Origin of the sequence: Sinorhizobium sp. BG8 (genome assembly GCF_016864555.1) — a bacterium.
Classification (GTDB): domain Bacteria; phylum Pseudomonadota; class Alphaproteobacteria; order Rhizobiales; family Rhizobiaceae; genus BG8.
On the sequence record NZ_CP044012.1, the window covers coordinates 726,372 to 741,471 of the forward strand.

Sequence of the window (15,100 nt, forward strand, 5' to 3'; positions counted from 1 at the left end):
GACGGCTCGGATCACCGGAAAGGAAATGCCATGAGTACACTGTCGTTTCGCAACGTTTCCTTGCGCTATCCACCGCGGAACGGTGATCGCGGCGAGGCTGGCCTCGTTCTCGATGACATCAACCTGCATATCGGCTCCAATGAACTCGTTGCGATCATCGGCCGGTCGGGTTCGGGCAAGACGAGCCTGCTCAACCTCGCGGCCGGGTTCATCAAGCCTACCTCCGGCACGGTCTCCGTCGATGGCGTTGAGGTTCGGGGACCCGGAGCCGATCGCGCGGTCGTATTCCAGGACGATGCGCTCTATCCGTGGCTCAACGCCAGGGAGAACATCGCATTTCCCCTGAAGCTCAGGGGTATGTCAGAGACCTATCGCCGGACGCGGGCGCAGGAGCTGCTCGAGTTCGTGGGGCTCGCCCATGCCGGCGATCGCAACATCTGGGAGCTTTCGGGCGGCATGCGTCAACGCGTCGGCATCGCCCGCGCTCTGGCGGCGGAGCCGCGGTTCCTACTGCTCGACGAGCCGCTCGGCGCACTCGATGCGTTGACGCGCACGCGCATGCAGGAGTTCATCCTGCGCATCAAGGACCAGAGCAAGGCCGGCGCCCTCCTCATTACTCACAGCATTGACGAGGCCCTGCTGCTCGGCTCCCGCATCCTCGTCCTGTCGCCCAATCCCGGGCGCCTCGCCGCAGAGATCGAGGCCGGGTTCAACAAGGAGATCCTGTCCGGCGCATCCATTGTTGCGGTGAAGGAATCTCCGCTTTTCAAGCGCATGCACGCCGGTCTGACCGGTCTGATCCACACTCTTTCAGATGACGAGGTGGCCGCGTGACCCTCTCCACGGAAATCGAAGTCCTGCAGCAGGGGGTGCAAGCTCCAGAGCAGCCAATAGTCCGGCCCTCGCGGCCGGTACCCGTCTACGTCATTTCGGCGGTGACGATCGGCGCGATCCTTGCCCTGTGGAGCGTCGCCTCGGCCTACGCGCTGGTCTCCCCCGTGTTCCTGCCTTCGCCGAGACAGGTGCTTGTGGCAGGGTACAACCTGGCTGTCACCGGCTTCGTCGATGCGACGCTCGCCGAACACGTCGGCGCAAGTCTCTACCGCATTTTCGGCGGGCTGCTGGCGGCCATAGTGATCGGAATTCCGGCGGGTCTCGCCATCGGTACGAGCCGCGTCGGCAAGGGGATCCTGGACCCGATCGTCGAGTTCCTGCGCCCTCTTCCGCCCCTCGCCTACCTTCCCCTCATCATCATCTGGGCCGGCATCGGCGAAGCCTCCAAGATCACGGTGATCGCCCTCTCGATGCTGCCATCCGTCATTCTGTCGACCTCGGCGGGCGTGCGATCCGTGTCGAAGGACCACGTGAATGCCGCGCGCGCCCTTGGTGCAACGCCCCGACAGGTCCTGCTTCAAGTGATCTTGCCAAGCTCCTTCCCCTCCGTTCTCACCGGAATCCGCATCGCTCTCGGCGCCGGCTGGACGACACTGGTCGCGGCCGAACTTGTTGCGGCGTCCAGCGGACTTGGCTTCATGATCCAGTCGGCAGCACAATTCCTCGTGACGGATGTCGTCATTGCGGGCATCGTGGTGATTGCCCTGATAGCGATCCTTCTGGAATACGTCGCGAGGCTAGTGGAAAAGCGCCTCGTGCCATGGGCCGCACATCGCTAAAGGCGCGGTCCTTACGCCGAGGCGCCGGATGCCCCGAACCGGAGAGGGCGTGCTCTGCCCAGATATGGCAGCGCGTGGAGCCACCCGAGATTGGTATCATCGCCTGACGGCGGCACCTTCGCAAAACGGCACGGGTACACCCGCCAGTGCCCTTGAATAGGCGGCATCATAGGCCTGGTCCGGGCCGCTGCTCCTTTCCGCCGCCGAGACGAAACGGTCGAAGAGATCATATCCGGCCGTCCACCGCCCGAAGCCGCTGTCCACATTGATATGGCCCGCAGGACCGATACCGACCTGCGTGCTTCCCCAATGGCGAACCGTCGAGCGCAATCTGTCGGGCGGCATGTAGGGATCGTTGGAGCTACCGACGACGAGGCTCGGAAACGGAAGTCTCGCTTGCGGCATGGTCCCGAATGACAGCACGCAGGGATGAAGCCTTTCGGTGATTTCGAGATCGCAGGGCGCGACAAGCAATGCTCCTCGGATTCTTTGCGCAACACGGCTGCTGGCGAGGTTGGCGGCAAGGACGCATCCGAGGCTGTGGGCGACCAGCCACACACCGGGCGTTCTCTCGATCGTTTCCTCTGCACGAGCCAGCCACTTGCGAAGATCCGGACATGTCCAGTTGTCCTGCTCCACGACACGACAATCGGGCCGGTCGCGGGCCCAGTGTCGCTGCCAGTGTTCGCTGCCCGATCCATTCAATCCGGGAAGGATCAATGTGGCGACCGACGGGTCGTTTTTCATCATCGTGAGGCCTCCTTAAGGATTGGCGCTATCTCACTGCATGATGCCCATTCAACGCTCCGATCCAAAGGAAGAGGCAACTATCTTCTATAAAATCTATGCAATTTATTTTCTTTTACCGTAGATTGATCGAAACACACAAGCTGGCCTCGCTGGCGTTGAGAAAGTCGCCGCACTAAGCCATTGGAAAATTTTTCCTTTCAAAGACAATGGAACAAAATATGGGTTCTTGTTTCCGCGTTTCGATCCGTTAGCACAGAGCGGTATCCGCAACCTATACGATGCATCGATGTCCCTCCTGCATGCCAATGCCCTTTCGCGATCCTTTGGATCGACCGTGGCGCTCTCCGGCCTGTCACTGACACTGGAGCGCGGCGAGATTCTTGCACTCATGGGGGCCAATGGCGCGGGAAAATCCACCCTGGTCAAGATCCTCTCAGGCGTGCTTTCTCCTGATGGCGGCGAGTTGACATTCAAGGGCCAAACCTTCGCGCCGCGCACGCCGGCTGAGGCGACCGCCGCCGGCATCGTGACCGTGCACCAATCGACCGATCTCGTCGGCATACCCGGACTGACCGTTGCCGATGCGCTTCTTCTCAACCGCTTCGTAGACCGTCGCCAGCCCCTCTTCGTGTCGAAGGCGCGCATCCGACGGGAAGCAGAGGCAATGCTTGCCGAAGCCGGTTTCGACCTGCCGGTCAACAGGGACTTTGCCGACCTCTCCACGGCGGACCGCCAACTCGTCGCGATCGCCCGCGCGCTCGCCAACAAGGCCGAACTGCTTATTCTCGACGAGCCAACCGCGAGCCTGTCGGCGAATGAATCGCAACGGCTTTTCCAGACATTGCTCGAGCTCAAGCGACGGGGGCTGGCAATCCTCTACATATCCCACCGCACCGCGGATCTGGAGGCACTTGCGGATCGAGCCGTCGTGCTGCGCGGCGGCCGAGCGATCGAGAGCTTCGACAGGCCTATCGACTTTGATGCGGCGATCGAGGCGATGATCGGTCGACCGCTCGCTTCAGCACGACCCGATGCTCGCGGTGCAGACAGCGAGATCGTTCTCGAGATGCGCGGTGCTCGGCTACTGCCGGCGAGCAGCCCGTTCGACCTCACACTCAGACGCGGCGAGGTTGTCGCCGTGACGGGTGTCCTCGGCGCCGGCAAAAGCCGGCTGCTTTCGGCCATCTTCGGGCGTGGCCGCCTTGCCGAAGGCGAGATGCTGCTGGATGGGAAGGCTTACGCCCCCCGAACCCCGCGCGAGGCAATCGAGGCAGGGGTGGCCATGGCAGGCGAAGACCGTCATCGCTCGTCGCTGATCCCCGCTGGCTGGCCGGGCGAATCCATCGCTGCCACAATCAGCCTGCCGCACCTTCGGCGCTGGTACCCGTCGGGCTTCGTGGCCCCGGAACGCGAGCGCAGCAAGGCGAAGGCAGCGATCTCGCGCCTCGGCATCCGTGCCTCGGGGCCTGCCGCATCCGTCTGGACCCTGTCAGGCGGCAACCAGCAGAAGGTGGTCCTTGCACGCTGGGAAGCAGAACCTGCCAGGCTTCTGCTGCTGGACGAGCCCTTCCAGGGCGTCGACGTCGGCGCACGCCACGACATCATCACCGCGATCCGCAGCCACACTGACCGCGCCACGCTGATTGCGACATCAGATCCCGAGGAAGCCATAGAGGTTGCCGATCGGATTCTCGTCATGAACCACCACCACGTTACGCAACAACGAGCCCCCGGCGAGCCTCGCCAGCAGCTCGGGGAAAGCACATCATGAAATCGGTCAAGGAAAACGCAGGTCAAACTGCACCCGCTACGTCATCCCTCGACATTGCGCGCGAGTTCCTACGGGCCGGCGCAGTCTTCATCCTGCTTCTGGGGCTTATAGTCGCCTTTACGATCTCCCAGCCGGCGTTCATCAACATAAACAACCTGATGAGCATATTGCAGGCGGTGTCGGTCGTGGCCATTCTCGGGGCCGGCGTGACAGTGACATTGGCGGTCGGCGGGTTCGACCTCTCGATCGGAGCTGTCGCCGCCTCGAGCGTCATGGCGGCTAGCTACATCATGATCGTCTGGGGCCTCGGCCTTGCCGCCACGGTCCCGCTGGTGCTGCTTCTTGGCGCGACTGTCGGTCTTCTTAATGCGGTTCTTATCGTGCGCCTCAAGGTCCCCGACCTACTTGCGACGCTCTCGATGATGTTCCTGCTGACCGGCCTTCAACTGATCCCGACAGCCGGGCGCTCGATTTCGCCGGGCCTGATACTGCCTGATGGCACGACCGCCATCGGCAAGTACGACCCGCTCTTTCTAATGATCGGGCGCTCCAGCCTGTTCGGCGTCGTGCCACTCCCCGTCGCCATCATGCTCGTTGTCGCTGTCGTCCTCCACGTTCTGACGGAGCGGACCCGAATAGGCCGTCTGCTTTTTGCCACCGGCGGTAACGAACTTGCGACCCGCCTTGCCGGGGGGCAGACCGACCGGCTCAAGGCTCTCGCATATGTCATCTCGGGCACGCTGGCCTCCCTCGGCGGCATCGTGGTCGCAGCACGCGTCGGCCGTGGAGACGTATCATCCGGCGCTTCGCTGCTGATGGATTCCGTCGCTGCCGCCCTGATCGGCTTTGCGGTGCTCGGCCTCAGGCGACCGAACGTGCTTGGAACCATCGTCGGAGCGGTGTTCGTCGGAGTTCTGCTCAACGGACTGACCATGCTAAACGCCCCCTACTACACCCAGGACTTCGTCAAAGGTGCGGTCCTCGTGGGGGCGCTTGCGCTGACCTACGGGGTCGGCCGCGCCAAAACCTGAGAAACATGCCTCTCGGGAGTCCGGAAGGCCGCGAGACGCTTCGGCAATCAAACGAAAAACAACGAACGGAGACACCATGAACAGACTGATCCGATCCCTCACGGGCGCCTTTGCTGGCGTCACGCTTCTCGCAAGTCAGGCTCTCTCCGCCGGCATCGAAGGCGCACCCGCTCCCTTCGACAAGGGAGACGTCGATATTGCGGTCGTCAGTTTCCTCGGCTCCGGCGACTGGCTTCAGGCCTTCGAGGCCGGCGTGAAGCGCCAGGCGGATGCGCTCGGCATCAATCTGACCGTCTCCCAGGCCCGCAACGACAACGACACGCAGCGCAGCCTCGTCGAGCAGGCGATCAATCTCGGGGTCGACGGCATCATCATAAACAACGGCCGCCCAGAGGTTCTGAAGGACGTCGCCCAGAAGGCGCTCGACGCCGGCATCAAGGTTGTCGCCTATGACGTGAACCTCGACAATCCCGCGATCCCGCAGATCGAGCAGAGCGATGCCGACATGGCACGCCTCGTGCTCGAACAGGCGGTGAAGGACAAGGGCGACGGCTTCGTTGGCGGCGCCGTCTATGTGGCCGGCTTCGCACCGCTCGATCGCCGCTATGCCGTCTGGCAGGATTTCGTCAAGAAGCACAACCTGACCGAAAAGGCAGTCTGGGGCGTCGTCAACGACACGGTGCCGGCTTCCGTCGCCGACCAGACCAAGGCGATCCTGCGCGCCAACCCGGACATCTCGGTAATCTTCACGCCCTGGGACGAATTCGCCAAGGGCGTCAAGCTCGCGATCGACGAACTCGGCGTCGCTTCCAGCGTCAAGATCTACGGCGTCGACATCTCGACCGCCGATATACAGCTGATGGCCGAGCCGGACAGCGCCTGGGCCGCCACCGCTGCCACCAATGCCGCCGTCGTGGGCGAGGTCTCGGTACGTGCGGTTTCTCTTGCGATCGCCGGCCAGTTCCCAGGCCGCTCGGTCCTTCTGCAGCCGACGCTCGTTACGCGCGACGATCTCGTCAACAATGAGATTTCGACGATCGAGGAATTGCAGCAGAAATTCCCCGCCTTCCTCAAGAGCGATGCGGCGACCGCCTCTTGGATTCCGGTCGCCAAGTAGGCCTCCTCTCGCGCAGATCAAGGGTGCCGCCGCCCAAGCGGCACCCTCACCGTTTCCACCGAAAGTGACCGCCATGAGCATTCCGACACCCGACTTCGCCCGAAACATGAAACTGATCGGTCATTCCGACATCGGAGGCCGCGGAGACGGGCTGCAGCTCATGGTGCATCGCGGCTTTGCGTATGTGGCCCACCCATGGTCGCAGGGATTTTCGATCGTCGACGTGCGCGACCCGAAGAACCCGGGCGCCGCAACCTACGTGCCGGCTCCGGCCAACACCTGGAACATCCACCTCCAGACGCATGATGATCTTCTGCTGGTGATCAATGCCCTCGATCTCTTCGCCGATGTCGAGAATTTTGCCGACGAAAAGACCTATTACACGAAGTCCGTGGGCGACACCCTGGCCGGCAAGGGTCGCAAGCGTGCCTGGACTGCGGGCATGACCGTCTACGACATCTCCACGCCCGACAAGCCACGCAGGATCGGACAACTGGATGTCGAAGGCATCGGCTTTCACCGGCTCTGGTATGTCGGCGGCCGCTATGCCTATGCCTCGGCACTGCTCGACGGCTTCACGGACTACATATTCGTGACCATCGACATGGCGGACCCGACGAGGCCGGAACTCGTCGGCCGGTGGTGGCTGCCAGGCATGAACAGGGCGGCCGGCGAAACGTCGAACGCACCCGAGGGACGTCGGCATGCGCTTCACCACGCTCTGGTCGAGGGCAACACGGCCTATGCCTGCTGGCGCGATGGCGGGCTTACCCTGCTCGACATAACGGACCACGCACGCCCGAAGCTCATCAAGCACCACAACTGGTGCCCGCCCTATGGCGGAGGCACCCACTCGCCCCTGCCCCTTCCCGCCCGCAACCTGCTCGTCGTTGCCGACGAAGCGGTGCTGGACAATGAGGAGGACGGGCGCAAGCACACCTGGGTCTTCGACATCCGCGAGCCGACGAACCCAATCAGCATTTCGACCTTTCCTATACCGAACGAGATCGACTATGCGAAGAAGGGCGGCCATTTCGGACCGCATAACCTGCACGAGAACCGGCCCGGTTCCTTCGTGTCCGACACGCTGATCTTCGCTACCTGGCAGAACGCCGGCATCCGCGCCTTCGACATTTCCGATCCCTATCATCCGCGGGAAACCGGCGCGCTCGTGCCTGCCGCACCAAACACGATGACGGACAAGCGCCCCGGACGCCCGAAGGTGATCCAGTCCGCCGACGTCTTCGTCGACAGGAACGGCCTCATCTACGCAACGGACTACAACGCCGGGCTCGAAATCATAGAGTATCTCGGCTGAGCCGTCGGCGAACGGCAATTCTCATACAACGGAACCGCCGGCCCGCATCGTGCATCGCACCCTTGGGCCGGCGTATATGATCAGCTCTTGATGAAGGCCAGCAGATCGGGATTGATTACATCCGCCTGGGTGGTCAGCATGCCGTGCGGGTAACCCTCATAGACCTTGAGCGTGCCGTTCTTCAGGAGCTTCACGGCGAGGCGCGCTGAATCGTCGATCGGCACAATCTGGTCGTCGTCACCGTGCATCACCAGCGTCGGGACATCGATCTTCTTGAGGTCCTCCGTGAAGTCTGTCTCGGAGAAGGCCTTGATGCCCTCGTAGTGCGCCTTGGCGCTTCCCATCATGCCCTGCCGCCACCAGTTCTGGATGACGCCGGGATAGACCTTCGCATCCGGACGGTTGAAGCCGTAGAACGGGCCGCTGGGGATATCGAGGAAGAACTGGGCACGATTGGCGGCAAGCTGAGCACGGAAACCGTCGAAGACCTCGATCGGCAGGCCACCAGGGTTTGCAGGAGTCTTGACCATGAGTGGCGGAACCGCGCCGACCATCACCAGCTTGGCCACACGGCCCTTGCCGTGACGCGCGACATAGGCCGCAGCCTCGCCGCCGCCGGTCGAGTGCCCGATGTGGATGGCATCGCGCAAGTCCAGCTTGTTGGTAAGTGCGGCGACGTCAGCCGAATAATGGTCCATGTCGTGGCCATCGCTGACCTGGGTCGAACGGCCATGCCCGCGACGATCATGGGCGATGACGCGATAGCCCTGCTGGACGAAATACAGCATCTGCACGTCCCAATCGTCGGAGGAAAGGGGCCAGCCGTGATGGAAGACAATCGGCTGGCCGCTGCCCCAATCCTTGTAGAAGATCTCGACGCCGTCCTCGGTCTTGATGAAATCCTGGCTCATGGAAACCGTTCCTTTGCTTTGGTTCGAGGTTGAGTTCTGCGCTGCTATTGCCGGTGCGGCCATGACGAGCGAAAGCGATGCACCTGCAAGAAGGGTTTGCCGGCGCGAGAGGGGAAGAGTGAAATCAGACATGGAAAGCTGCTCCGAAGAGTATCGAGTACGCCGCAACCCACTCGCCCTCCCGTTGCGTGGCCGCGACATTACAGCTGTGTCCGTATCCGTTCTTGATGCTTTCGATCGCGTTTTGGATGATAGGCCTCGCGCCCGGACGCAAACAACTATCCCTCAGTGCGCTTTGTGACCTCGCCCGTGACGCGGCCGATCGACCGACAGGAGATGGTGCACGACGGGTTTCTCCGGTCCCTTGTGATAGGCTTGAACCTCCGCCTGGATATCGGCGTCTGCCTTGGAGACACGCCTGTGCTGTCTCAGATGCTCCGCCCAGGATTCGACCATGAACCACTCGACGATCCGCTCCGAATTTCCGGTGTCCTCGGTCACGCCCCAACCGTAGGCCCCATCCTTGCGCCGCTCGCCCGATAGGCGGAACAGCGCGTCGAGGAAGGCCGGGCGGTCTGCCGCATCGACCCGGTATTCGATCAGCACGAGAACTGGGCCGCGGTCGTGCTCGACCGTCTCGGCGATGAACGGTTCGGGCCAATGGTTCGAGGCCACGAGGTCCGCTTCGCCCTTCGGCAGCTTGATTACGTGAAATACGATTCCCGCGATAAAGAGACCGACAGCGCCGATCACGAGCGTCGTGGATATGCCTAGCATCTGCGCGACGGCACCCCAGGCCAGACTACCGGCCGTCATCGCCCCGTTGAACACCGTCAGATACACCGCCAGCGAACGCCCCCTCACCCAGTTCGGAAGGATCGACTGGGCAGCGCCGTTAAGCGTCGTCAGTGCCGTGATCCAGGCGCCGCCCAGTGCAAGCAGGACCAGGACGGCAACCCATTTCGCCGGCGCGAGCGATAGCACGCCCATGACAAGCGCCGTGACGACAGCCGCTCCAAGGAGCAGGCCGTCTGCGTCGAACCGGAGCCTGAGCCTCGGCATCAGCAAAGCCCCGCCAATCGCGCCCACACCGACTGCACCGAGCAGGATACCGTAGAAACCGGCGTCTCCCCCGAGGAGATTGCGCGCGACGAGCGGCAAGAGTGCCCAGACCGAACTGGAAAACGCGAAGAAGACCGCAGCCCTCAGCAGGACGACATGCAGTTCGTGGCTCGCCTTCGCATAGCGCAGCCCCGCCCGGAAAGCTCCGAGGAAGCGCTCAGAAAGCGCGTCATCGGCGGCGGCTGGCCTTTTCCACCAGACAAGTGCGGCAATGACGAACACATAGCTGATGACGTCGACCCCGTAGGTGACGGCCGCACCGAACGAGGCGAGGATCAAACCACCGGCCGCAGGACCGATCGCACGGGAAATGTTGATGCCCAGCGAGTTGAGCGCCACGGCACTCTTGACGTCCTGCCGCGCGACGAGCTCCGGAACAATCGCCTGCCAGGTCGGCGCCATCAGCGCCGCGCCGATGCCGCCAACGAAGGTGAGTGCGACGAGCGAGGTGATGGACTGGAGCCCGGAGGCGGACAGGAGAAGCAGCGTGATGCTGACGCTCGCCAGCAAGAACTGGATGAACAGGAGGAACTTGCGACGATCGAGAATATCCGACAGCACACCGGCTGGTATCGCAAGCAGAAAGATCGGCAGCGTGGCCGCCGCCTGGACCATGGCGACCGCCGCCGGTGACGCCGAGAGGTCCGTGACCAGCCAGGAACTGGCAACGTCGCGGATGAAGCTACCGGTGTTGCCGACCACCGTTGCAATCCAGAGCACGGCGAAGACGCGCTGCCGCAGAGGAGCGAATCCGCTTGGGGTGGGTGCTGCAGCCTTGTCGTTCATGCGTATCCTTCCGGCATTTGTAGGCTATGTCTTGAGTGAATGCGCGCGGGATCCAGCCGGCAATCAGCTCCAGTCGCCCTCTCCGCGGCGCCATTTGTGCAGGTCGTACCAGGCGACGAGAAGAAACGCGCCGACGAGGCCGAGATGCTCGAAGAAGGAATTCGTCGCCATGAAGCGCTCCTGCCCCAAGGGCATTTCCCAGAAGCGTAGCGCAAGCAACGTGGCGACCAGAGTGAAGGCGGCAAGGGCCAATGCGCCGATCCAGCGGCAGAAGCCGGTTATCACCATCGCCGACGTTCCAAGCTCGAACAGAATGACCACGGCGGCGATGGGCCTGGCCGGCAGCAGCCCGAAATGCTCCATTTCCGCGACGGCGCTTCCGAAATCAAAGAGCTTGAACAACCCGCCCTGGATATAGGCGGAGCAGAGCAGAAGCAGCCCGAGCCAGCGAACCGGGTGGCTGGTGAATACCGGCGTGCAGACTCTCGCGAGTTTTGCTTCCATTGTCGGCATGTTCGTCTTTCCTTCGCGAACTCTCTTGATTCTATTGTCAGACGGCCCAGCACGAGCAGCCGAGAGCGCCGAAGAAACCCTTCAGATCGGCGATCGGCAGCCTCGATGTCCATGCGCCCGCATGGTCGTGGCCATGAACGCCGCAACCGCTGGAGCAACCGCAGGACGCGATGGCCGTTCGCCGCAGCGAGTTCCTGCCAGCCCCTTCCGGCTCGCCCCATGCGCCATAGCCACCGAATGTACGCACAGGCGACCAGTCCGGCATTGCTGGGGGCACCGGGTTGTCGTCAAGAGGGGCGAAGTCGCCCGCGGCATAGACGACCCGTCCACCGACCATGGTGAGATCCGAGGTGAGGAACGAGATCTCGTCTTCGGCGCAGGCAAAGAAGTCCTTGCTCGGCACGATGAGGTCGGCAAGCTGTCCCTTCTCGATCCTTCCCTTGCGCCCCTCCTCGTTCGAGAACCACTGGACCTTCTCGGTCCACATGCGCAAAGCCGTTTCGCGGTCGAGGCAGTTGCGGCGCGGATAGAGCTGCATGCCGCCGACCGTCTTGCCCGTCACCATCCAGGAAAGTGAAACCCAGGGATTGTAGGAGGCGACGCGCGTGGCGTCCGTGCCGGCAGAGACATTCACGCCCTTCTCCAGCATGCGCGCGACGGGCGGGGTGGCCTCCGCGGCGCCGTGGCCATAGCGCTCGACAAAGTACTCGCCCTGATAGGCCATGCGATGCTGCACGGCGATGCCGCCGCCGAGCGCTGCGATGCGGTCGATGGAGCGCTCGGAGATCGTCTCGGCATGGTCGAAGAACCAGTTGATGCCTTCGAGCGGGATATCCTGGTTGACCTTCTCGAAAACGTCGAGCGCGCGGCTGATCGTTTCGTCGTAGGTCGCATGCAATCGCCATGGCCACCGGTTCTCCGCGAGAATCCGCACGACCTCCTCGAGCTCGCCTTCCATTTCCGGCGGCATATCGGGTCGCGGCTCACGAAAATCCTCGAAATCCGCCGCCGAGAACACCAGCATTTCGCCGGCACCGTTGTGTCGGAAATAGTCGTTGCCCTGCTTGTACTTCACGGAGGAGGTCCATTTAAGGAAATCCTCCTTCTCCTGTTTCGGCTTCTGCGTGAAAAGGTTGTAGGCGAGCCTCACCGTCATTTGCCCTTCGTCGGAGAGCTTTTGAATGACGGCATAATCATCCGGATAGTTCTGGAAACCGCCACCCGCATCGATGACGCTGGTAACGCCGAGCCGGTTCAGTTCGCGCATGAAGTGACGGGTCGAATTGACCTGATAGTCGAAGGGAAGCTTCGGTCCCTTGGCCAGCGTCGAATAGAGAATTCCGGCATTGGGCTTGGCGAGCAGCAATCCGGTCGGATTGCCGTTGGCATCGCGCGTAATCTCGCCGCCGGGCGGGTTCGGCGTGTCCCTCGTATAGCCGACGGCGCGCAACGCGGCGCCGTTCAGCAGGGCACGGTCGTAGAGATGGAGAAGGAAAACCGGTGTATCTGGAGCAATGGCATTGATCTCCTCGATCGTCGGCAATCGCTTTTCCGCGAACTGGTGCTCGGTGAAGCCTCCGACAACGCGAACCCATTGCGGTGCGGGCGTTGCCGCGACCTGCCGCTTCAACATGTCCATTGCATCGGCCAGCGAGCGCACGCCGTCCCACCGAAGTTCCATGTTGTAGTTAAGTCCACCGCGAACAACGTGGGTGTGGTTGTCGTTGAGACCCGGCAGCACGCGTCTCCCCTTGAGGTCGACGATCCTCGTGTCCGGACCTGCGAGCGCCATGATCTCGCTGTCTTCCCCGACGGCCAGGAACTTGCCATCCTTGATGGCAACGGCCGACACTGCCGGCTTTGCACGGTCGAGAGTGGTGATCAGGCCTCGGTGCAGAATGAGGTCGGGCGTCATGGAAGCATCTCCGGTCGATTCAGGGCCGGCGGCACGCGCCGGCGAAAAGAGGGCTGGCAGGGCAAGGGCCGATGCCGCGCCGAGAATGGTACGGCGCGTCGGCATCAGCTTGCGTTCCGCTTGGAGCGCGTCGCCTCGGTCGTTACGTCGGCGCTCACCGAGCCTCCCTTCGGAAGATGCCCGAACATGTGCGGCTTGACGTGGTGGATCCAAGACGCAATTGCCGGCTCCCGGTTCCAGAGCGTGCGAGCGAATGGCACGACCTGCTCACCGACCAGGATGCCCAACAAACCCACGAGCGCCACAACGGGTGGTGCGGGGGATCGGACGTTCAGGAGCGAATAGATTATGCCGACGAGCAGTCCGGCTCCGAGCGAAAGGAGATACATCTTCATCGTAGTTTCCTTCACGGATTGCGGTGGCCGTTCCGATCAGCACTGAGCGGATCGGAACGGCATTCGGCCGAATGGCCGACAGATGTCAGTGTCCTTCCGACGCCCCGAACATCGACTTGGCATAGATGATGCCAAGCCCGTACGATCCGCCGAACTTCTTGGCGATGCCGGTCGTCATGTCGTAGGTCTCGGTGCGAGCCCAGTCACGCTGCAATTCCAGCATGTATTGCAGGGAGGTCATCGGCCGGACGCCGGCCTGGACCATGCGGTCCATCGCACGCTCGTGAGCCTCGTCGGAAACATCGCCGCACGCATCGGCGATCACGTAGACCTCGAAGCCCTGGTCCAGAGCCGAAAGCGTCGGGCCGACGATGCAAACGCTGGTCCACAGTCCGCAGAACACAAGGCGCTTCTTGCCGATACGATTGACCTCGTCGATGACGGCAGCATCTTCCCAGGTGTTCATGGACGTGCGGTCCAGAAGCTTCTGCCCCGGGAAGGCCTCCGTGATCTCGGCGAACATCGGACCGGAGAAGGTCTTTTCGGCAACGGTCGTCAGAATGGTCGAGACACCGAAGCCAACGGCCGCGTTTGCGACCAGCGCGGCGTTGTTGCGCAACAGGACAGCGTCGATCGACTTGGTCGCAAAGGCCATCTGCGACTGGAAATCGATCATGATCAGCGTGTGATCCTTCGGCGAAACGAGAAGGTTGCCGGGCGTCGGCGTGGCGGAAAGGGTCATGGTCTTGGCCTCATTGGTTCAGGGTTTCCAACTGGGTCCCGACTATGCCTTCCGGTACGATCCGTTTCTTGTAGGCAAAGAGGCATTTTTGAAGATTCTGATCGTTGCCGGCCCGGCCACGCCGCCCGGCCGGCTTCACGGTTTGGCGCTATGACTGCCTGCTCCGCCGCCAGGCTCCGGGCGTTGTTCCCGTCGCCTGGACAAAGGCGCGCGTGAAATGGCTCTGGTCCGAAAAGCCGCAGGCTGTCGCGATCTCCTTGAGCGGCGTGCGTGAGAATTCGAGAAAATCGTAAGCTTTTTCAATTCGTTGCTGCATGAGCCATTGGTAGGGTGTCTTGCCCATGGTTTCGCGGAAAGCACGAAGGAATGTGGCCTGCGAGAGATTGCATGCCACCGCGAGGTCCTCGATCGCGAGATCGCCGTTGAGCCTGCTCTGAACGAGATCCTTCATGGCCGACTGCGCGTGATGGGAGAGCTTGCGCCCCCTTGCTGCCGTTGAGGTCTGGCCGTTACCGTACTGCTGCACCACATGGATGCCGATTGCCACCGAAAGCTGGTCGACAAACAGGGCGCTCCTGTCGGCACGCCCGTCGAGGGTCGCAAACAGGGCACCCATCATGCCGCCTAGCACCGGATCGGGTCGCCCGACGAAGCACTCCAGCTCGCTGACGCGGGCAAGGTCAGCCTCATGCGCGATCCGGTCGATCGCACTGTGTCCCAGTTCGAGCAGCACGAAGTCGAAGGAGCCGCTCAAATCCGCCTGATAGGCATCAGAGAAGTTCCGAAGATAGACGGCGTTTTCCTCGAAATCGTGCACGGTCGAATGATGCTGCTCGAAGATCCGGCGTCTATGGCCGCCCGAGACGGAGAGGCCCAGAAGGTACCCCGGCCCGTCGCGGGCGTACTGACCCTGTCTGGCGGCGCCATCGCGGCCTTCTTGCGATGGAAGGTCATGTTCCTGCCTTCAATCGTCCGGTCCTCGGCCAACGTATTGAGAGAACAACCAAGGCTGTCGCGCGGCAGGGGAACCGAAAGAATCGAAGATGTGCCCGTCAT

13 protein-coding genes and 1 pseudogene are annotated in these 15,100 nt (G+C 62.4%); 6 read left to right on the plus strand and 8 right to left on the minus strand.

From position 1 onward, the window contains the following. Nucleotides 1–30 precede the first annotated feature (30 nt). Nucleotides 31–834 (plus strand): ABC transporter ATP-binding protein, encoded by an 804-nt coding sequence (locus tag F3Y30_RS24345; protein ID WP_203426858.1) that lies wholly within the window; start codon nt 31–33, stop codon nt 832–834. Between the two features lie 35 nt (nt 835–869). Next, nucleotides 870–1,673 (plus strand): ABC transporter permease subunit, encoded by an 804-nt coding sequence (locus F3Y30_RS24350; protein WP_246753088.1) that lies wholly within the window; start codon nt 870–872, stop codon nt 1,671–1,673. A 96-nt stretch (nt 1,674–1,769) separates the two neighbouring features. On the opposite strand, the gene F3Y30_RS24355 is transcribed toward F3Y30_RS24350, so the two are convergent. Beyond that, nucleotides 1,770–2,423: an alpha/beta hydrolase gene (locus tag F3Y30_RS24355; RefSeq protein ID WP_246753027.1), complete on the minus strand. Its 654-nt coding sequence runs from the start codon at nt 2,421–2,423 to the stop codon at nt 1,770–1,772. A 286-nt stretch (nt 2,424–2,709) separates the two neighbouring features. Between F3Y30_RS24355 and F3Y30_RS24360 the strand changes: the two genes are divergently transcribed. The 4 genes from F3Y30_RS24360 to F3Y30_RS24375 all read left to right on the plus strand — a co-directional run bounded on the left by F3Y30_RS24360 (nt 2,710) and on the right by F3Y30_RS24375 (nt 7,660). Continuing rightward, nucleotides 2,710–4,194 (plus strand): sugar ABC transporter ATP-binding protein, encoded by a 1,485-nt coding sequence (locus F3Y30_RS24360; protein ID WP_203426859.1) that lies wholly within the window; start codon nt 2,710–2,712, stop codon nt 4,192–4,194. Continuing rightward, the gene (locus tag F3Y30_RS24365; protein WP_203426860.1) at nt 4,191–5,225 is read left to right on the plus strand and encodes an ABC transporter permease; all 1,035 of its coding nucleotides are present in this window, start codon (nt 4,191–4,193) and stop codon (nt 5,223–5,225) included. Before F3Y30_RS24360 ends, F3Y30_RS24365 begins: the two co-directional genes overlap by 4 nt. A 76-nt stretch (nt 5,226–5,301) precedes the next feature. After that, complete coding sequence (locus F3Y30_RS24370) at nt 5,302–6,342, plus strand: substrate-binding domain-containing protein (RefSeq protein WP_203426861.1); 1,041 nt, start codon at nt 5,302–5,304, stop codon at nt 6,340–6,342. A gap of 73 nt (nt 6,343–6,415) precedes the next feature. Further along, nucleotides 6,416–7,660 carry a hypothetical protein gene (locus F3Y30_RS24375; RefSeq protein ID WP_203426862.1) on the plus strand — a complete coding sequence of 415 codons (1,245 nt, stop codon included), beginning with the start codon at nt 6,416–6,418 and terminating at the stop codon, nt 7,658–7,660. Nucleotides 7,661–7,740: 80 nt separating this feature from the next. On the opposite strand, the gene F3Y30_RS24380 is transcribed toward F3Y30_RS24375, so the two are convergent. From F3Y30_RS24380 to F3Y30_RS24410, 7 genes and pseudogenes are all read right to left on the minus strand, one after another. Beyond that, a complete protein-coding gene (locus tag F3Y30_RS24380) occupies nt 7,741–8,571 on the minus strand; it encodes an alpha/beta hydrolase (protein WP_246753089.1) in 831 nt (276 codons plus the stop codon). Between the two features lie 285 nt (nt 8,572–8,856). Further along, nucleotides 8,857–10,479: an MFS transporter gene (locus F3Y30_RS24385; protein ID WP_203426864.1), complete on the minus strand. Its 1,623-nt coding sequence runs from the start codon at nt 10,477–10,479 to the stop codon at nt 8,857–8,859. Nucleotides 10,480–10,542: 63 nt separating this feature from the next. Then, nucleotides 10,543–10,992, minus strand: a complete 450-nt coding sequence (locus F3Y30_RS24390; RefSeq protein WP_203426865.1) for a DoxX family protein — start codon at nt 10,990–10,992, stop codon at nt 10,543–10,545. A 37-nt stretch (nt 10,993–11,029) separates the two neighbouring features. Continuing rightward, nucleotides 11,030–13,012 carry an amidohydrolase gene (locus F3Y30_RS24395; RefSeq protein WP_203426866.1) on the minus strand — a complete coding sequence of 661 codons (1,983 nt, stop codon included), beginning with the start codon at nt 13,010–13,012 and terminating at the stop codon, nt 11,030–11,032. Continuing rightward, nucleotides 13,012–13,302 (minus strand): XapX domain-containing protein, encoded by a 291-nt coding sequence (locus F3Y30_RS24400; RefSeq protein ID WP_203426867.1) that lies wholly within the window; start codon nt 13,300–13,302, stop codon nt 13,012–13,014. The genes F3Y30_RS24395 and F3Y30_RS24400 overlap by 1 nt, the downstream gene beginning before the upstream one ends. A gap of 85 nt (nt 13,303–13,387) precedes the next feature. Next, on the minus strand, nt 13,388–14,044 hold the full coding sequence (locus F3Y30_RS24405) for a hydrolase (protein ID WP_203426868.1): 657 nt from the start codon (nt 14,042–14,044) through the stop codon (nt 13,388–13,390). Nucleotides 14,045–14,192: 148 nt separating this feature from the next. After that, nucleotides 14,193–15,100 (minus strand): annotated as a pseudogene (locus F3Y30_RS24410) (AraC family transcriptional regulator).